This window comes from Actinomadura luzonensis (assembly GCF_022664455.2).
Lineage (GTDB): Bacteria > Actinomycetota > Actinomycetes > Streptosporangiales > Streptosporangiaceae > Nonomuraea > Nonomuraea luzonensis.
Genome location: NZ_JAKRKC020000001.1, coordinates 175,935 through 192,571, shown reverse-complemented (window position 1 = coordinate 192,571; position 16,637 = coordinate 175,935). Strand labels below are relative to the sequence as shown.

18 protein-coding genes are annotated in these 16,637 nt (G+C 74.6%); 10 read left to right on the top strand and 8 right to left on the bottom strand.

Annotated features, from left to right (window positions below):
• Positions 1–55: 55 nt before the first annotated feature.
• Complete coding sequence (locus MF672_RS00905; RefSeq protein ID WP_242371525.1) at positions 56–937, bottom strand: TIGR03854 family LLM class F420-dependent oxidoreductase; 882 nt, start codon at positions 935–937, stop codon at positions 56–58.
• Positions 938–1,180: 243 nt separating this feature from the next.
• On the opposite strand from MF672_RS00905, the gene MF672_RS00900 reads away from it, so the two are divergent.
• Both MF672_RS00900 and MF672_RS00895 read left to right on the top strand, forming a co-directional pair.
• Positions 1,181–2,458 carry an MFS transporter gene (locus MF672_RS00900; protein WP_242371526.1) on the top strand — a complete coding sequence of 426 codons (1,278 nt, stop codon included), beginning with the start codon at positions 1,181–1,183 and terminating at the stop codon, positions 2,456–2,458.
• 52 nt (positions 2,459–2,510) lie between these two features.
• Complete coding sequence (locus tag MF672_RS00895) at positions 2,511–2,834, top strand: YciI family protein (RefSeq protein WP_242371527.1); 324 nt, start codon at positions 2,511–2,513, stop codon at positions 2,832–2,834.
• Positions 2,835–2,926: 92 nt separating this feature from the next.
• Here the strand turns inward: MF672_RS00895 and MF672_RS00890 are convergent, their stop codons facing one another.
• Positions 2,927–3,754, bottom strand: a complete 828-nt coding sequence (locus MF672_RS00890; RefSeq protein WP_242371528.1) for an SCO6745 family protein — start codon at positions 3,752–3,754, stop codon at positions 2,927–2,929.
• A 231-nt stretch (positions 3,755–3,985) separates the two neighbouring features.
• On the opposite strand from MF672_RS00890, the gene MF672_RS00885 reads away from it, so the two are divergent.
• From MF672_RS00885 to MF672_RS00870, 4 genes are all read left to right on the top strand, one after another.
• A complete protein-coding gene (locus MF672_RS00885; protein ID WP_242371529.1) occupies positions 3,986–4,645 on the top strand; it encodes an AfsR/SARP family transcriptional regulator in 660 nt (219 codons plus the stop codon).
• Positions 4,642–5,073: a hypothetical protein gene (locus MF672_RS00880; protein ID WP_242371531.1), complete on the top strand. Its 432-nt coding sequence runs from the start codon at positions 4,642–4,644 to the stop codon at positions 5,071–5,073. Before MF672_RS00885 ends, MF672_RS00880 begins: the two co-directional genes overlap by 4 nt.
• A gap of 144 nt (positions 5,074–5,217) precedes the next feature.
• Positions 5,218–6,120 carry a helix-turn-helix transcriptional regulator gene (locus tag MF672_RS00875; protein ID WP_242371532.1) on the top strand — a complete coding sequence of 301 codons (903 nt, stop codon included), beginning with the start codon at positions 5,218–5,220 and terminating at the stop codon, positions 6,118–6,120.
• A gap of 33 nt (positions 6,121–6,153) precedes the next feature.
• Complete coding sequence (locus MF672_RS00870) at positions 6,154–6,489, top strand: hypothetical protein (protein ID WP_242371534.1); 336 nt, start codon at positions 6,154–6,156, stop codon at positions 6,487–6,489.
• 51 nt (positions 6,490–6,540) lie between these two features.
• On the opposite strand, the gene rox is transcribed toward MF672_RS00870, so the two are convergent.
• The 3 genes from rox to MF672_RS00855 form a co-directional block, all read right to left on the bottom strand.
• Positions 6,541–7,983 (bottom strand): rifampin monooxygenase, encoded by a 1,443-nt coding sequence (gene rox, locus MF672_RS00865; RefSeq protein ID WP_242371535.1) that lies wholly within the window; start codon positions 7,981–7,983, stop codon positions 6,541–6,543.
• A 114-nt stretch (positions 7,984–8,097) separates the two neighbouring features.
• The gene (locus MF672_RS00860) at positions 8,098–9,603 is read right to left on the bottom strand and encodes a carboxyl transferase domain-containing protein (protein WP_242371536.1); all 1,506 of its coding nucleotides are present in this window, start codon (positions 9,601–9,603) and stop codon (positions 8,098–8,100) included.
• The gene (locus MF672_RS00855) at positions 9,600–10,454 is read right to left on the bottom strand and encodes a fumarylacetoacetate hydrolase family protein (protein WP_242371537.1); all 855 of its coding nucleotides are present in this window, start codon (positions 10,452–10,454) and stop codon (positions 9,600–9,602) included. Before MF672_RS00855 ends, MF672_RS00860 begins: the two co-directional genes overlap by 4 nt.
• Before the next feature lie 72 nt (positions 10,455–10,526).
• On the opposite strand from MF672_RS00855, the gene MF672_RS00850 reads away from it, so the two are divergent.
• Both MF672_RS00850 and MF672_RS00845 read left to right on the top strand, forming a co-directional pair.
• Positions 10,527–11,240, top strand: a complete 714-nt coding sequence (locus MF672_RS00850) for a FadR/GntR family transcriptional regulator (protein WP_242371538.1) — start codon at positions 10,527–10,529, stop codon at positions 11,238–11,240.
• 22 nt (positions 11,241–11,262) lie between these two features.
• Positions 11,263–12,513, top strand: a complete 1,251-nt coding sequence (locus MF672_RS00845) for a DUF3500 domain-containing protein (protein ID WP_242371539.1) — start codon at positions 11,263–11,265, stop codon at positions 12,511–12,513.
• A 46-nt stretch (positions 12,514–12,559) separates the two neighbouring features.
• Here MF672_RS00845 and MF672_RS00840 read toward each other — a convergent pair whose 3' ends face one another.
• Genes MF672_RS00840 through MF672_RS00830 form a run of 3 tightly spaced genes read right to left on the bottom strand, consistent with a single transcriptional unit; the run spans position 12,560 to position 14,782 of the window.
• Positions 12,560–13,153 carry a TetR/AcrR family transcriptional regulator gene (locus MF672_RS00840; RefSeq protein WP_242371540.1) on the bottom strand — a complete coding sequence of 198 codons (594 nt, stop codon included), beginning with the start codon at positions 13,151–13,153 and terminating at the stop codon, positions 12,560–12,562.
• Entirely contained in the window at positions 13,143–13,811 is a 669-nt protein-coding gene (locus tag MF672_RS00835) for an SGNH/GDSL hydrolase family protein (protein ID WP_242371541.1), read from the bottom strand. Before MF672_RS00835 ends, MF672_RS00840 begins: the two co-directional genes overlap by 11 nt.
• 26 nt (positions 13,812–13,837) lie before the next feature.
• Positions 13,838–14,782: a GNAT family N-acetyltransferase gene (locus MF672_RS00830; protein ID WP_242371544.1), complete on the bottom strand. Its 945-nt coding sequence runs from the start codon at positions 14,780–14,782 to the stop codon at positions 13,838–13,840.
• Between the two features lie 80 nt (positions 14,783–14,862).
• On the opposite strand from MF672_RS00830, the gene MF672_RS00825 reads away from it, so the two are divergent.
• Both MF672_RS00825 and MF672_RS00820 read left to right on the top strand, forming a co-directional pair.
• On the top strand, positions 14,863–15,321 hold the full coding sequence (locus MF672_RS00825; RefSeq protein WP_242371545.1) for a GNAT family N-acetyltransferase: 459 nt from the start codon (positions 14,863–14,865) through the stop codon (positions 15,319–15,321).
• A 22-nt stretch (positions 15,322–15,343) separates the two neighbouring features.
• Positions 15,344–16,567 carry an alpha/beta hydrolase family protein gene (locus tag MF672_RS00820; protein WP_242371547.1) on the top strand — a complete coding sequence of 408 codons (1,224 nt, stop codon included), beginning with the start codon at positions 15,344–15,346 and terminating at the stop codon, positions 16,565–16,567.
• Positions 16,568–16,637 lie beyond the last annotated feature (70 nt).

Here is a 16,637-nt window from a genome sequence, read left to right as displayed (position 1 = left end):
GGCGAACAGGACCGCGCTGCCCGCTGCCGCGGTTCTCTCGCGGCAGGTGTCGCGCTCAGTTCTGCAGCGGCATGAGGTGGTCGGCGAACTCGTCGAGCCAGCGCTCGGCCGAGGACACGGGCGCGGCGGGCCGTACGACGAACTTGGTGATCCCGGCCTCGACGAAGCGCTCGACCAGGTCGCGGGCGGCGGCCCAGCCGACCGGGACGATCTCCGCGGGGTCGGCGCCCGGGTTGCGCCTGGCGATGGCGTCGATCGCGGCGGCGGGGATCTCGGTCGCGGCCACCGCGAGGCTGGTGCCGTAGTGGTCGGCCTCGATCTCGCGGCCCGCCTCGGCCGCGTGCGCGGCGATCGCCGCACGGTCGGCCGCCGCCTGGCCGGGGGTGAGGAAGCTGGCCAGCCAGCCGTCGGCGAGCCGGCCGGCGCGGCGCAGGGCGCGCGGCCCGCTGCCGCCGACCCAGATGTCGAGCGGCCTGGCCGGCAGCGGGCCCACCCCGGCGTTCTCCACCGTGAAGAACTCGCCGTGAAAGGTCACCTTCTCCTGCCGCAGGAGCAGCCTGAGCAGTTCGAGTGCCTCGTCGAACACCGCGCCGCGCGGTCCGGGAACGGGGAACGCCTCCCGTTCGGCGGGCCTGGCCGGGGTCAGCCCGAAGGCCGGCAGCACGCGCTTGGGGGCGAGCGCGGCCAGCGACGCGAGCTGCTTGGCCACCCGCACCGGGTGGCGGCCCGGCAGGATCGCCACCCCCGTGCCCACCTTCAGCCGGCGGGTGGCGGCCAGCGTGTAGGCCATGCCGACGACGGGCTCGACGGACGGCCCGTGGACGATCTCCGGCAGCCACAGGGAGTCGATCCCGAGAGCCTCGGCCCGCTCCGCGAGCCCGGCCAGGCCGCCGGGGGTGTCTCCAGGTGGCGGCGCTATCCCGATCCGTACCTTCACCGGCCCATTATCGGCCCGGACGGCGCGGGCCTGCTGATGCGGGCCTGCTGGTGCTCAGGCGATGCTGAACCACTTGGTGCACGTCCAGCGCTTGCTGGACTTCACCAGAACCGCGAACGCCCCGTGTAGTTGACGGGACCCGCGGCGGCCTGTGCCTGGGCGGGTACAGCGCCGATGGTTCGAGGTGAGCGGCGGGCGGAAAGCTCGGGCATGGCGGGCGTTGCCGGGGGCAGGTTGCGGACGATGAAGATCTGGACGAAGCCGCGGCGGCTGGTCGCCGGGCCGCTGGGGCGGCTGCTGGCCGTCGCCCTTCTGACGAACACCGGTCGCGGCGTCTGGGTGGCGTCCTTTGTCTTGTTCTACACCCGCTCGATCGGGTTATCCCCGGCCCAGGTGGGCGTCGGCGCGCTCGTCGCGGGCGTCGTCGGCATCGGCTCCACCACACCCGTCGGGATGATCGCCGACCGGTTCGGGCTCAGGCGCAGCCTGCTCGTCCTCTACCTGATCAGTGCCGTGGCCTTCCTGCTTTACCTGGGGGTGTCCGGCTTCTGGTCGTTCGTCGTGGTGGGCTGCGTGGCCGCGGTGGCCGGGGAGAGCAGCGTCGGCGTACGGACGGCGCTGATCACGGCGTTGACGCCCGACGGGGAGCGCATCGCGGCGCTCGCGAAGTACCGGGTCGTCAGCCAGGTCGGCATGGCCGCCGGGGCGGGCCTCGGCGCCCTCGTGATCCAGGTGGACTCGCGGCCCGGCTACACCGCCATGCTGGTCGGCACGGCCCTGTCGTACCTGGCCGCGGCGCTGCTCGTCGGCCGGCTGCCCCGGGCGGAGGGCGGCCGCGGGCGCAGCGGGCGGCACGGGGCCGGGCGGGTGCTCAGGGACCACCGCTACCTCATCCTGGCGGGGCTGTTCGGCGTCCTGACCTTCAACTGGTCGATGCTCTCGGTCGGCATCCCGCTGTGGGTGGCCGAGCACACCGACGCGCCCCGCTGGACCTCGGGGGTGATCCTCGTGGCCAACACCGCCGCGATCGCGCTGCTGCAGCTCCGGTTCTCCCGGCCGGCGGAGACGGTGCCGGGAGCGGGGCGGGCCACCGTCAGGTCCGGGCTCTTCCTCGCCCTGGCCTGCGCCGTCTTCGCGACGACGGCCGGGACGTCGGGCGTCCTGACCTTGGTGCTGCTGTTCGTGGCGGGCGCGATCCACATCGTCGGGGAGCTGCTCTACGTCGCGGGCTCGTGGGGCGTCTCGGTGGGGCTCATGCCCGAGGACGCCCAGGGCGAGTACCAGGGGGCGATGGCGGCGGGCACGGCGAGCGCGCAGGCGCTGGGGCCGCTGCTGATGACCACGTTCGTGGTGGGCTGGGGGAGCCCCGGGTGGCTGGTGCTGGCCGGGCTGTTCGTGCTGGCCGGGTGGGCGGCGTTCGCGGTGGCCCGGAGCGCCTGGAGGCGGAGGGCCGCCGAGCCGGCGGTCCCCGACGCGGATCCGGCCGTCAACGCCCCCGGATCGCCCGAGGCAACGGCCTGAGGTCCCTACCATCGGACCACGCTGTTCTGACGCCACAGGAGATGATCTTCAGATGAGGTACCTGGTTTCCGTGATCGACGACAAGACCAATCCGGGCAGGACGGACCGGCAGCCCGACATCGGCGCGTTCAACCAGCGGCTGATGGACCAGGGCTACTGGGTCTTCGCGGGCGGGCTCGCCGACACCGACGCGGCCACGGTCGTCGACAACCGGGGCGAACAGGCCGTGATCAGCGACGGGCCGTTCGTGGAGTCGAAGGAGTACCTCGCCGGCATCTGGGTGTGGGAGGTCCCGGACCCGGAGGTGGCGCTCGAGCTCGCGGCCGAGGCGTCCAAGGTCTGCGATCGGAAGATCGAGGTGAGGCCGTTCCATTGAGCGGCGGCCAGGAGGCCGCCACCCGGGGCCGGCGTTGACGAGGGGAGGCGCCGCCGGCGGCGCCTGGCCCGCGATCCGTCCCGGCGGCCGGCTCAGCCGCCGGCGGCCCGTATCGCGGCGGCGATCGGCTCGAGCCCGGCGATCAGTTCGTCGAGCTCGTCCGGGCTGAGGACGTCGTACGCCGGCGCGGCCAGCTCGTCGGTGAGCGCCTCGACGCGCTGCTTGGTCTCCCGGCCGGCGTCGGTGAACCCGCCGGCGGCGTCCACCAGGCCGCGGCCGCGCAGCCCGGCCACCACGGCCGCCAGCCGCGCCTTGGGCAGGTGGTGGACGCGGCCGAACTCCTCCGCCCGCATGCCGAGCGAGACGGCCATGAGGACGTGGGCCTCGGTGCCGCCGATGCCGTGGGCGAGGAGGGCGGCGTTGTGGCCGTCCCCGCGGTGCTCCCGCAGCAGCGTCGCCGCGTGCCAGAGCCGGGCCACCGGCTCCCCGGGCACGTCGAGCGCCCGCAGCCCGGCGTACAGCGGCCGGCCCTCGGTGGGCGCGCTGACCGCTGCCCGGGTGGCGAGGTCGGCGACCCGCCCGAGAGCGGGCGAGCCGGCGAGCTCGCCGATCATCTGCCGCAGGGCGGCGGTGCTGCCCTGTTCGCGGACGGTGATCGCCTCCTGCGGGGTGATCTTTCCCCACACCCAGGGGATGTGGCGGGCCACCTCGCCGTCGGCGAAGTTGTAGAAGACGGCGTGCACCACCTCGGCCGGCGCCTGCCCCAGCGGCGCGGCACGGCCGGCGAAGTAGCCGTCCCAGTAGGTGCGCATGCCGACGGCCAGGAACGCGTCGTTCGCCACCTCGGAGAAGGTGACGGTGCCGATCGGCTCGATGAGCTCGAACATGCGGTGGATCTTGGCCTGTGGGTGCTGCTGCATCGGTCGGCGTCTCCCTCGGTCGTGACGGCGCCCTCGTGGGCGGCCCTTCACCCTGGCTACGAACGACGCGGCCCGGATCCGACAACTCCGGCCGATGATTTTCGGGCCGGTTCTGGCGGAACGGCGTCGGGCGCGGCCGGGCCAGGCTCGGTCCGGCTCGGGACCGGCTCTGAGGCTTTCAAGATTGCTGAACTCTGCGCCCCTGCCGGGGAAGGGTGACAACGTGGCGGCATGGGGACACGCTTCGGCGTCCTGGGCGCCCTTGAGGTGGTGCGTGACGGGGTGCCGCTGGCGGTGCCGGCGCCCAAGCAGCGCATCGCGCTCGCCACGCTGCTGCTGCGGGCGGGCCGGCACGTGTCGCTGGACCAGCTCGCCGAGCGGATGTGGGACGGCCGCGAGGCTCCGCGGGACGCGCGCGGGGCCGTCCAGACGCACATCGGCAGGTTGCGGCGCACCCTGCGCGACCGCGGCGACGAGCGGCAGCTCATCCGCACCGCGGGGGAGGGGTACGTCCTCAGGCTCGCCGCCGTGGAGGACCTCGACGTCGCCGTCTTCCACGATCTCGTCGCCCGGGCCAGGAGGGCCGGTCAGGCCGGCTGGCCGATCGCTGAGGCGAGGCAGGGGCTGGACCGGCTCACCGCCTACCACCTGATCCACACGCGCGGCCCCGGCCGCTACGCCTTCCACGACCTGCTTCGCCTCTACGCCGCCGAGCACGCCGCCCCTCGCCGGTGCCGCCCGTCCGGCGGCCTTCGGCAGCCAGGAGTGCGCCGCTGCCTGGCTGGAGGCCGAGCACGCCTACCTCGTCGCGCTGATCCACCACGCCCACCGGCACGGCCCCGGCGAGCTGGTCTGGCGGCTGACGGACGCGCTGCGCGGTCATCTGAGTGAGCAGGCATTTGGACGACTGGCTCGCCTGCGCCCGGGCCGCCCTCGCCCTCGCCCTCGCCGAGGCGGAAGGCGGCCGGGCGGCCCAGGCCGTGATCCACGCCGCCGCGTACGCCGGACGGGCCCTGGCCATCGCCCGCGACCGCTCCTTCCGCGTGCTCGAAGGCCACGCGCTGACCGCGCTCGCGAGGCTCGGCCTCGCGCTGGACGAGCCGGCCGAGGCCGTCACCCGGGCCCGCCAGGCCCTCGCGCTGCACCGCGAGAGCGGCCACCGCCTCGGCGAGGCGAGGGCGCTGCGAGTGATCGGCGAGGCTCTGTACGAGCAGGAGCGCGCCGACGCCGCTGCGGCGCACTGGCGGGAGGCGCTCGCCCTGTTCGTCACGGTCGGCAGCCCGGAGGCGGCGGAGGTCGGCGTCCTCCTCGGCGGGTGACGCCCGGCCGCGCGACAGCGGGACGACGCCAGGACGACGACCGGCGACGGAAACCTTGCTCCCGGAGAGACGGGGTGAGGAGAACCGTTGTCATCGACGTCCGAACTGAGCTCAGCGGGAGACCGGCGGAAGGTGCCCGGCCTCGTGCCGCGCGTCGTCGAGGTCATCGACGATCATCCGGCGGGCGGCCGCTGCAGGGAGCTGTACGAGGGCAACATCGGCATGCGCGTCCTGTCGTACGGGGCCGAGGTCCGGGTCGCCGCCCCGCGGTCCCCGGACTCGTACCAGATCTACCTGCTCCTGCGCGGGGCCGGGAAGGCGAGGGTCGGGGGCGAGCACGTCGACGCGCCGTCGATCATCGTCGGCCCTCGGGAGAAGTCCGACATGTGGTGGAGTGTCGACCATGAGGTGCTGATCATCCACATCCCCTCGGCGCTGATCGAGCGGACACTCGCCGACCACCTGGGCGACCCCCCTGAGCGCGCCCCGCGTTTCCGGCCGGACATCACCCGCGACAGCGCCTTCAGCGGGGTGCTCACCATGGTGTCGCGGGCGAGCGCCGGCGGCCGGCTGCCGTTCCTGGCCTCGCCCTCGGCGGGGCACCACTTCGAGCAGTTCCTGCTGCACAGCCTGCTGGACCTGCAGCCGCACGACTACTCCGCCGCCCGCCGCGGGCCCGGGGCCGCGTCGCGCCCGGCGGCGTTGCGCCGGGCGCGGCGTTACTGCGAGGAGCACGCGGGCGAAAGCGTCTCCCTGCGGGACATCGCCGCCGCGGCCAGGGTCAGCGCCCGCACCCTGCAGCACGAGTTCCGCCGCCACCTCGACACCACGCCGCTCGCCTACCTGCGCCAGGTACGCCTGGCGCACGCGCACGCCGACCTGGTGCGCCTGGCCCGGACCGGCGCCGAGGTCACCGTCACGGAGGTCGCCACCCGCTGGGGGTTCACGCATCTGGGCCGCTTCGCCTGCCTCTACAGGGAGACCTACGGCCGATCGCCCTCCAGCACCCTGTACGGGAAGCGCGGCCCTCGCGCGCGACCCGGATAGCCACGCCTTCCCTCTGCCGATTGGATCAACGACATGAACCTGCTCAAGAAGGCGATGATGAGCACGTCGGTGCTCGGCGCGGCCCTCTGCCTCACCTCCGTCCTGGGGGTCCCGGCCGCCCAGGCCGAGGTGTGGGCCTGCGACGCGACCGCCGATCCCGGCCTCAACATGGGAGAAGCCGTCTGCTACGAGGGCTTCGGCAACTACCGCGTACGGGTCGAGTGCAACTCGGCGCACTGGCCGTACACGAGGAACATCGACGGCCCGGTGGTGTACAAGAGCTCGGATCAGCTGAGGGGGCCGTCCTCCGTGGTGTGGGGAGAGCCGAACGGCTGCCACGTCGTCCGCGCGTGGCCCGTCGCCCTCTGACAGTGATCACTCGGGAGTCCGTCGCCCCGACGGCGGACTCCGCCCCTCAGCTCAGGACGACGAACGGCCGGACCGCGCGCCGAACCAGCGCGGCAGCACGCCGGCCAGCTCCGCCTGGTCCTCGCCGGCCCAGGCCACGTGGCCGTCGGGGCGGAGCAGCACGGCGGGGACGTCCAGCTCGGCGCCGGTGTCGACGACGTGGTCCACGCGATCGGCCCAGCCCTCCGCCGAGAGCCGGCCGGTCGCGTCGAGCAGCAGGCCCCGGCCGGCGCGGGTCAGCTCGTAGAGGCGGCCGCGCCGCAGCCTGACGTCCCGCAGCCGCCGCCCCACCAGCGCGGAGCCGCCGCCGAGGTCGTAGCGGACGCCGATGGCGGTGACCTGCTCGATGAGGTACGTGCCCACCTCGTCGAACTCCATGAGCCGCGCCAGCAGCCGCCCCACCGCCCGGGGCCCCGGCTCGTCGGACATCAGGTGCATGCGCACGCGCGTGTCGTCCAGCACGGCGGCGGCCACCGGGCGGCGTTCGGCCTCGTAGGTGTCGAGCAGCCCGTCCGGAGCCCAGCCCGCGACCTCGGCGGCCAGCTTCCAGCCGAGGTTGAACGCGTCCTGGATGCCCAGGTTGAGCCCCTGCCCGCCGGCCGGCGGGTGCACGTGGGCCGCGTCGCCGGCCAGCAGCACCCGGCCGTCGCGGTAGCGCTCGGCCAGGCGCGTGGCGTCGCCGAAGCGGGACAGCCAGCGCGGCGCCCGCACGCCGAAGTCCGTGCCCGCGACCGCCCTGAGCGCCTGCCGGAACTCCTCCAGCGTCGGCGGCACGCCACGGTCCTCCGCCACGCCCGGGGCGGGCACGATCACCCGGTACGTGCCGTCGCCGCCCAGCGGCAGCAGGCCGAAGCGCGGCTGCGTCTCGCGGATCCGCGCGACGGCGGCGGCGATCGCCTCGGGGTCCTCGTCCGCCGCCATCTCGCCGAGCAGCGTGTCCAGCCTGCTCGGCTCGCCGGGGAAGCCGACGCCGAGCAGCTTGCGCACCGTGCTGCGGCCGCCGTCGCAGCCCGCGAGGTAGCGGGCGCGCAGCCGCGTGCCGTCGCCGAGCTCGGCGGTGACGCCGTCCGCGTCCTGGCTGAGGCCGGTCAGCCTGGCTCCGCGCCGGATCTCGGCGCCCAGGCCGGCGGCGTGCTCGGCCAGCAGGCGCTCGGTGACGGTCTGCGGGATGGCGAGAAGGTAGCCGTGCGCGGTGTCCAGCCCGGCGGGCGCCGGCCGCTCGGCCCCGGCGAGCGAGGCGCGCAGCGGACGCCGCCGGCCGTGCGCGAGGAACCGCTCCAGCAGGCCGCGCTGGTCCATCACCTCGATGCTGCGCACGTGCAGGCCCTGCGCCTTGGCGTACGGGGCCGGCTCGCTCTCCTTCTCCAGCACGAGCACCCGCACGCCGTGCAACCGCAGCTCGGCAGCCAGCATCAGGCCCGTGGGCCCGCCGCCGGCGATGATCACGTCGAACATGTACCGCCCATCCGTCGTACGACTTCCGGTCGGGCAGTCTGCGGCATGAGGGGGGTCTTGCCGCAAGCCCCGGGGTGCGCTGTAACTTGGAAGTGGCAGGGGAGTCCCTTCCAGTCACAGAGCTTGCGGCGCCGAGCGGCGCTGGAGGTGGATCTGGCGGACGCACTCGTCGGCGACGCGGCGGGCGAAGCGGGCCGGATCCTCGTGCGCGGGCCGGTGCTCCGGCACCACGGCGTGCACGATGCCCTCGGCGAGCAGATCGGCCGCGCCGACCCGCTGCCGCCTGGCCACGGCGGGCGCCCGTTCGGGGCCGCCGTGCAGGATCGCGCTCGCGCCCTCCGGCGGGAGCGGCGACAGCCACGCGTGGCCCGCCGCGATCACCCGGCGGGAGGGCAGCAGCGCCAGCGCGCCGCCGCCGGTGCCCTCGCCCAGCAGCACCGAGACGGTGGGGACGGTGAGCTCCACCATCTCGGCCAGGCAGCGGGCGATCTCGCCGGCCAGCGCGCCCTCCTCGGCCGCCGCCGACAGGTCCGCGCCCGGCGTGTCGATGACGCAGACCAGCGGCAGGCCCAGCTCCTGGGCGATGCGCATGCCGCGCCGGGCGCCGCGCAGCGCGGCCGGGCCCAGGGGCCGCTGCTGCGACTGGGTGCGGCGGTCCTGCCCGACGAGGACGCAGGAGGTGCCGGAGAAGGAGGTGAGCGCCAGCAGCAGCGCGTCGTCGGTCTCGCCGAGCTGGGTGCCGTGCAGCGGCAGCACGTCGTCGGCCGCGTGACGCAGCAGCTCCCGCACGCCGGGGCGGTCGGGACGGCGGGTGAGGGTGATCGACGCCCAGGCGTCGCCGCCGGGCGGAGCGCCCTCCGGGTCGGCCGCCGGGGCCGGGGACGGGGACGGGGACGGGGGCGGGGGCGGGCAGGGAGCGGCAGGGGAGAGCAGGGCGAGGGCGCGGGCGGCGACGCCGGCCAGCTCGCCCGCGGGCACGACCGCGTCCAGGATGCCCTTGTCGACCAGGTTCTCCGCCACCTGGACGCCTTCGGGGAACGGCTCCCCGCGCAGCGTCCGGTAGACGAGCGGCCCGAGGAAGCCGATGAGCGCCCCCGGCTCGGCGACCGCGACGTGCCCGAGCGAGCCCCAGGAGGCGAACACCCCGCCGGTCGTCGGATGGCGCAGGTAGACGAGGTACGGCAGGCCCGCCGCCTTGTGCGCGACGACCGCGCGGCTGATCTCGACCATCCGCACGAACGCCGGCGTGCCCTCCTGCATGCGGGTCCCGCCCGAGGCCGGCGCGGCGATGAGCGGCAGCCGCTCGCGGGTGGCCCGCCGCACGGCGGCGACGATGCGCTCGGCCGTGGCCACGCCGATGGAGCCGCCGAGGAAGCCGAACTCGCTGACCACGAGCGCCGCCGCGTGCCCGCGGATGGTGGCCCGCCCGGTGAGCACCGCCTCGTCGGCGCCGGACTTCCGCTCCGCGCGCCGCAGCACGGCGAGGTAGCCGGGATCGCAGGCGCCCCGGTCGATCGGCTCGTCCCAGGAGCGGAAGCTGCCCGCGTCGACCGTGGCCTCGATCAGCGCACGGGCGGTGGGCGGGGTCGCGGTCAGCGCGCGGGCGCCGGTCGGCGTCATGCCCGGCGCAGCCTGGCGTCGTTGCCGACGATCGGGTTGCGCAGCGTGCCGAGCCGGTCCACCTCGACCTCGACGACGTCGCCCGGCTGCAGCAGCCACGGGGGAGTGCGGGCGTAGCCGACCCCGGCGGGTGTGCCGGTGGCGAGCAGGTCGCCGGGGCGCAGCGTGAACGTCCGGGAGATCAGCGAGAGCGTGTCGCCGACGGTGTAGACCATCTCGTCGGTGCTGCCATCCTGGACGACCTCGCCGTTGACCCGGGTGCGCACGCGCAGGCCGTCGCGCAGGTCGCCGACCTCGGCCGCGGGCACCAGGGGGCCGAGCGGGCCGGAGTTGTCGCCGTTCTTGCCGAGGATCCACTGGCTGGTGAGCTTCTGGGCGCGGCGGGAGGTGATGTCGTTGAAGACGGAGTAGCCCGCGACGGCGGCCAGCGCCTCGTCCGGGGTGGCGTCCACCAGCGTCGCGCCGACGTAGGCGACGACCTCGCCCTCCCAGTCCAGGCCGTCCTCGTCCGGCGGGACGGGCACGGGGGCGCCGTCCACGGTGAGCGACCGCGTCCAGCGGGCGAACAGCGTGGGGTGCGGCGGCAGGTCCTGGCCGGCGAAGGAGCCTTCGGCGGCGTGCTTGAGGTAGTTCAGCCCGATGCAGATCACCCGGGCGCCGGGCAGCACCGGCGGCACGAAGGTGACGTCGGCGGCCGGAACGCTCTCGCCGCCGGGCTCACGGGACAGGAAGCCCGGCGCGTCCTCCCAGAACCGCTCCAGAGGCGCCACCACGGTCACCTCGGTGCCGTCGGGTGACAACGACGCCACCTCGACCGGGCCGCCGTTCCTGCGGATCCCCGCGATCCTCATCGATCATCTCTCCTCGCGCCGAAGGACATGAACCCTTCTAAAGGTTAGAAGGTTTGTGCTTAGATGCGGACTATGCCGCAACGTTCCTCCTCCGGACAAGCCCTGACCGCCATGGGGCAGGGCGCGCGGACCCGCGCCGAGCAGCTCGCCGCCCTGCTCGACGACCGGATCCGCACCCGCGCCCTGGCCCCGGGCGACCCGGTCGGGACGCTCGAGTCGCTGCGCGCGGAGACCGGCCTGGCCTACGCCACGGTCAGCGAGGCGGTCCGGCTGCTGCGCGACCGGGGCGTGCTGGAGATCCGGCCGGGGCGCGGCGGCGGGCTGTTCGTCGCCGAGCGCGGGCCGGTGGTGCGGCTGCGGCACACGCTGCTCAGCGTCGCCGAGGAGCCGGGCACCGTCGCCGACGCCATCGAGCTGCGCGACCACCTCGAAGAGCTCGTCGACGTCGGCGCCGCCCGGCACCGCACCGGCCGGGACGTCGCCGACCTGCGCGGCCTGCTGCGCCGGCTCCGCGCGGCCCCCGACTGGGACGGCTTCATGCGCGCCAACTGGGCCCTGCACGAGCGGATCGCCGCGATCAGCCCCAACGCGATGGCGCGGGCCGTCTACACCGGCACCCTGGGCCACCTGGGAGCCGCGTCCTCCCGCTTCGACGACGACCCGGCCGCCGCCGCCGGCTACCGCGCCGAGCGCTACCAGGTCCACGCCGACCTGGTCGAGGCCATCGCCGGCGGCGACGAGGACGCGGTGCGCGCCGCCGTCGCCCGGCACAACACCACCACCTGAGAAAGACCGAAGGGGCTCCGACATGCCCGGTGAGTACCGCCAGTACCTGTTCCCGCACGATCACCCGAGGCTGGCCGAGGTGCGGGGCCTCGACCCGTACGCGTACGGCGAGTTCGCCAGGAAGCCCGGCACGTTCACCGGCGGCCTGGTGGAAGGCTGGACACCGCTCTACAAGAACGACTTCCACGGGATCACCGAGGACGGCGTCCCGCGCGAGGGCCTGTACCCGCTGGAGCCCGCCCGGCCGGGGGAGGAGGCGCCGGTCGCGGTCATGGTGGCCGCCGCGGGCGACCTGCTCGCCGCGCTGGACGACGAGGGACGCGAGCGGATCTCGTACGCCGTGGACGCCGTGGAGTGGCAGACCTGGGCCAACCCCGAGTTCATGCAGTTCGACACCGGCCTGCGGCTGGACCAGCAGCCGCCCGCCGTCCGCGAGCGCGCCCTGGCCCTGGTGCGGGCCTCGCTGTCCCCCGAGGGCTACCGGCTGGCGCACGCGATGATGCTGGTCAACGGCTTCCTCGGCGAGGTCGTCGGCCTGGAGAGCATCCTCAACGAGTTCAGCTACAACCTCGCCCTCTACGGCACTCCCGACCTGCGGGCCCCCTGGGGCTGGCAGCTCTACGGCCACCACTGCGCGCTCAACTGCCTGGTCGTGGAGGGGCGCATGGCGCTGTCGCCGGTGTTCCTGGGCGCCGAGCCCGACGAGATCGACGCCGGCCCGCACGCCGGGCTGCGCGGCCTGTTCGCCGACCGGGTGGAGCTCGGGCTGCGGCTGATGGCGGCCCTGCCGGAGGAGCGGCGGCGGCAGGCCGTCGTGTACGAGCGGATGGTCGATCCCGCGATGCCGGAAGGCCGGGTGCACCCCGGTGACGAGCGGCACCTGGCCGGAGCGTTCCAGGACAACCGGGTCATCCCGGTCGAGGGCGTGCGCCTCGCGGACGTGCCCGCCGAGGCGCGCGAGCTCGCGCTGGCCATCGCCGAGTCCTTCGTCCGGCCGCTGCCGGAGGGGCCGCGCGCCGCCCGCATGCGGGAGGTCGCCGGGCATCTCGACGAGACCTGGTTCTGCTGGATCGGCGGCCACCGGCCCGGCGACGTCTTCTACTACCGGCTGCAGTCGCCGGTGCTCATCGCCGAGCTCGACCACCACTGCGGCGTCTTCCTCGACTACGACACGCCCAAGCCGTTCCACGTCCACACGGTGCTGCGCACCCCGCACGGCAACGACTACGGCCGGGCCTGGGTCCGCCAGTGGCAGCGGCGGGCCCTCCGATGAGCGCCGAGACCAGGCACGGCGGCCCGTCCAGGGGCGCGGGCCGGCCTCAGGCGGCGAGCAACCCGTCGATCGCCCGGCGGACCCTGGCCGCGACGTCCGGCTCGCCGAGGCGCATCGCCAGGTTGGCGGCGTTCAGCAACGCGTCGAGCTGGAACGCGGCGAGCCCGGGGTCGAGCTCGGCGATCTCCCCGGCGGCGCCGGCCCGGGACACCTGCTCGGCGAGCAGGGCCAGCCAGGCGCGCCGCTGCCGCGCCAGCAGGTCGCGGACCGGCCCCGGGCGGCTGTCGAAGTCGGGCAGGCTCGCCGCCCAGAAGCAGCCACCAGGGAAGAGCGGCGCCTCGGCGTAGGCGATCCAGCGGTCGAGCAGCGCCCTCAGCCGGGCCGCGCCGGGCGGCTCCGACGACGCCGGCTCGACGACCGCCTCCAGGAACAGCTCACCCGCGGTCTCGGCCGTGGCGACCTGGAGCTGCTCCTTGGTGGGGAACAACGTCGCCACGCCGCCCTTGCTGAGCCCCAGATCGGTGGCGAGCCGGCCGAAGGACAGCCCGCTCAGGCCCTCGACGGAGGCCACGTCCACGGCGTGCCGGGTGATCGTCCTCCTGGAGCGCGCGCCGCGCGCCACGCGCTGGTCACCGCTCATCTCGGTCCTTCCTGCGCGCCAGGCCCCTGACCAGCTCGGCGGCCATCACCGCCTGGCCCTCGGCGGAGAAGTGCACGCCGTCGGCGCTCAGCAGGCCCGGCCGGTCGTTGACCGGATGGTCCCACATGTCGGCCAGCACCGCGTCATGCTCGGCGGCCAGGGCGCGGATGACGTCGTTCAGCGCGCGCACCCGGTCGGACCAGTCGGGGAAGCGGGGGACGACGAACGCCCGGCCCAGGGTGAACGTCGTCAGCAGCGCGCCGGTCGCGGCGGCGCCCGCGAACAGCCGCCGCAGGTCCCGCTCGGTCGCGGCGAGGTCGGGCTCGCGCCGCCACAGGTCGTTCGCGCCGCAGGACACGTGCAGCAGGTCAGGGCCGAACTCCGCGATCCGGCCGAGCTGGCCGTCCAGCGTGCCGGCCACCGTCGCCCCGACGGCGGCGGTGTTCAGGTACGCCAGGTCAGGACGCACGCGGCGGAGCAGCCCGGCGAGCCGGTCGCACCAGCCGAGGTCGGCGTAGCCCCGGCTCGGGCCGTGGGTGCCGGCCGCCAGGCTGTCGCCCATGGCGGCGAACCGGCGCCAGGGGGCGTGAGCCAGCCAGGCGGCGTTCTGGACCGGCAGGCAGAGGGGGTCCGACTCTTCCGCGTACAGGGTGGTCATGACGATTAAAGTACGATCGTTCGTATTCAATGGCAAGCGGTGGACCGCCTCATCACGTGGAACCGTCTCGTCACCTCGTAGCCCGCCGCGGCGTACAGGCGGCCGGCCGGGCTGGTCTCGCCGGTCCACAGGAACCAGGACGTCCGCAGCCCTTCGGCGCGCATCCTCGTCATGGTGAGGTGCAGGAGGATCTTGCCGAGGCCGGTGCCGCGCAGGCCCGGGTCGACGCCGAAGGGGCCGAAGCGGTCGGGGGTGCCGGGGTAGGCCGCGTACAGGGCGAAGCCCACGATGTGATCTTTTTTCGCGATGAGGACCCGTTCGGGCTCGCGGTGCCGCCGGATCGCCTCGCCCCAGTCGGGGTTGAAGGCGCCGGCCGCGAACCGGATCAGCTCGGGCAGCTCGCCGGCCGTCGGGCCGCGGAAGACGTACCCCTCACGCTCACGCGCGCGCAGCAGCTCGTGCACCTCGGGCGGGGTGCGGTAGCCGACGAGCGAGCGGTCCATCGCGACCGGCGACTGGCGCGTCCGGAAGCCCAGCTCGCCCAGCAGCCGGTAGCCGTCCGGGTAGAGCTCGGGGTCCACGCCCGGCAGCACGTAGTTGGGGGTGTACGACGCGAAGTCCACCGTCGTGCGGCCGAGGCCCTCCAGGAACGCCACCGCCTCGCCCACCAGCCGCCGCCCCAGGCCGCCGCCGCGATGCTCGGGGACGACGAAGAAGAACGGGATCCAGCCGGCGTCCGGCTCCAGGCCGGTGCCGGGCGCGAGGGGGATCAGGCGGCGGACGGCGTACGCGCAGCCTGCCACGGCGCCCCCGGCCACGGCCACGCGCAGGCCCTCCGGGTCGAAGTTGGGGTCGAGCAGCACCCGGTCCCTGAACCAGCCGGACGTCGTCGGGTCGGCGGGCATGCTGCGGTTCCAGGCGTCGACCAGCGAGGTCTCATCGCCGGAGCGGAAGGGGCGGACGGTGACCAAGGGTATGCGGTCCTTTCGTCGGCGGTCGGTGCCCGCTGACCATCATGGCCCGCCCCGACCCCGGGGGCAGAATGACGGTCATGCTGAAGATCGACTTCCTGACCCCGTCCGACCGCGCCGCCTGGGAGAGGCTGGCCCGCGGCAAGGACGCCTACTTCGGCGTCGGACGCGGCGACGACGCCTACGAGCGGACCTGGCGGCGCCTGCTCGACGACGAGCGGGTACGCGGCGTCGCCGCCCGGCTCGACGGGAGCATGGCCGGCATCGCGCACTACGTTTTCCACGCCGGAGTCTGGTCCGCCGGCAGGTGCTACCTGGCCGACCTGTTCGTGGCCGCGGAAGCCCGGCGGCGGGGCGTCGCGACGGCGGTGCTCGCCTGGGTGGCCCGGGACGCCGAGGAGCGCGGCTTCCCGGGGCTCTACTGGAACACGCTGGAGGACGCCCCGGCCCGCGCGCTGTACGACCAGGTCGGCAGGTACCACGACGGGCTCGTGCTCTACACCTACCGGCGCGAGCCCGGATATACACCGAGTATATAATCTAGGGGTATAGTCACCGGACATGGATCACTTGATCGACGACCAGGTCCGGACAGACCCGCGCGAACTGCGGCGGCGACGGGGCCGGAGAGCGGCCGCCGCCGGGCTCGTCGCCGTCCTGGCCGCCACCAGCCTCAGCCAGGCGGCGCCCGCCTCCGCCGCTGCCCCGTCCACCGAGCTGCGCCTGCCCGCGCCCACCGGATCCCGGCCGGTCGGCACCACCACCCTGTACCTCAAGGACACCTCGCGCCCCGACCCCTGGGTCCCCAGCGTCAAGGCCCGCGAGCTGATGGTCTCGCTGTGGTACCCGGCCAAGGCGCCCGGCCGCCACCGGGCGCAGTACATGACGCCCAAGGAGTCCGAGCTGCTGCTCAAGGACGGCGGCATCACCACCGTCCCGTCCGACGCCCTCAGCAAGGTGCGCACCAACGCCTTCACCGACGCCCGCCCCGCCGGCCGCCCGCACAGCCTGCCCCTCATCGTGCTCTCTCCCGGGCACTCCAAGCCCAGGACCGAGCTCACGGCCCTGGCCGAGGAGCTGGCGAGCCGGGGATACCTGGTCGCCGCCATCGGCCACACCTACGAGAACGTCGCCCAGACCTTCCCCGACGGGCGGGTCACGACCTGCGTCACCTGCGAGATGGACAAGGACCTGGACGTCTGGCGGAAGCTGGAGCGAGGCCGGGCCGCCGACGTCTCGTTCGTGCTGGACGAGCTGACCGGCGCGCACCCGAAGTGGAAGGGCGCGCGCCTGATCGACACCTCCAGGATCGCCATGTCCGGCCAGTCGGCGGGCGGCGCGAGCACGCTCGCGGCCATGGCCGCCGACTCCCGGCTGCGCGCCGGCATCGACGTGGACGGCACCGTCGAGACCCCGCTCCCCGAGGCCGGGCTGTCCCGGCCGTTCCTGCTGCTGGGCAAGCCCGCCACCTACACGCCGGGACAGCCCGGCCCCGGCGCCAACTGGGAGGGCGTCTGGGCGGGGCTGCACGGCTGGAAGCGCTGGCTGCTCGTGACCGGGGCCGTGCACCTGTCCTTCACCGACCTCGGCGTGCTGGTGGACCAGGTCGGCATCGACATCGGCGCCGGCATCCCGGGCGCCCGCGCCATGGACGTCACCCGCAGGTACGTCGTGGCCTTCTTCGACCAGCACCTGCGCAACAAGCCGCAGCCCCTGCTGGACGGACCGTCGGCGAGCTACCCGGAGGTCAAGTTCTGCGCCCCGGAGAAGAAGACCTGCGCGTAGCGTCCCGCCGCAGGTCGTCGAGCGCGGACCGGAGCAGGCGCACCGGCCGGCGGTGCAGGCGGGCACCTCT

Bases quoted from the DNA above. Each gene is read 5' to 3' on its own strand.
- MF672_RS00850 (WP_242371538.1), top strand. From the start codon at position 10,527: ATGCCGCAACGTTCCTCCTCCGGACAAGCCCTGACCGCCATGGGGCAG.
- MF672_RS00870 (WP_242371534.1), top strand. From the start codon at position 6,154: ATGAACCTGCTCAAGAAGGCGATGATGAGCACGTCGGTGCTCGGCGCG.
- MF672_RS00885 (WP_242371529.1), top strand. From the start codon at position 3,986: ATGGGGACACGCTTCGGCGTCCTGGGCGCCCTTGAGGTGGTGCGTGAC.
- MF672_RS00895 (WP_242371527.1), top strand. From the start codon at position 2,511: ATGAGGTACCTGGTTTCCGTGATCGACGACAAGACCAATCCGGGCAGG.
- MF672_RS00855 (WP_242371537.1), bottom strand. From the start codon at position 10,454: ATGAGGATCGCGGGGATCCGCAGGAACGGCGGCCCGGTCGAGGTGGCG.
- MF672_RS00890 (WP_242371528.1), bottom strand. From the start codon at position 3,754: ATGCAGCAGCACCCACAGGCCAAGATCCACCGCATGTTCGAGCTCATC.
- MF672_RS00820 (WP_242371547.1), top strand. From the start codon at position 15,344: ATGGATCACTTGATCGACGACCAGGTCCGGACAGACCCGCGCGAACTG.
- MF672_RS00835 (WP_242371541.1), bottom strand. From the start codon at position 13,811: ATGACCACCCTGTACGCGGAAGAGTCGGACCCCCTCTGCCTGCCGGTC.
- MF672_RS00860 (WP_242371536.1), bottom strand. From the start codon at position 9,603: ATGACGCCGACCGGCGCCCGCGCGCTGACCGCGACCCCGCCCACCGCC.
- MF672_RS00825 (WP_242371545.1), top strand. From the start codon at position 14,863: ATGCTGAAGATCGACTTCCTGACCCCGTCCGACCGCGCCGCCTGGGAG.
- MF672_RS00845 (WP_242371539.1), top strand. From the start codon at position 11,263: ATGCCCGGTGAGTACCGCCAGTACCTGTTCCCGCACGATCACCCGAGG.
- MF672_RS00900 (WP_242371526.1), top strand. From the start codon at position 1,181: ATGAAGATCTGGACGAAGCCGCGGCGGCTGGTCGCCGGGCCGCTGGGG.
- MF672_RS00840 (WP_242371540.1), bottom strand. From the start codon at position 13,153: ATGAGCGGTGACCAGCGCGTGGCGCGCGGCGCGCGCTCCAGGAGGACG.
- rox (WP_242371535.1), bottom strand. From the start codon at position 7,983: ATGTTCGACGTGATCATCGCCGGCGGCGGGCCCACGGGCCTGATGCTG.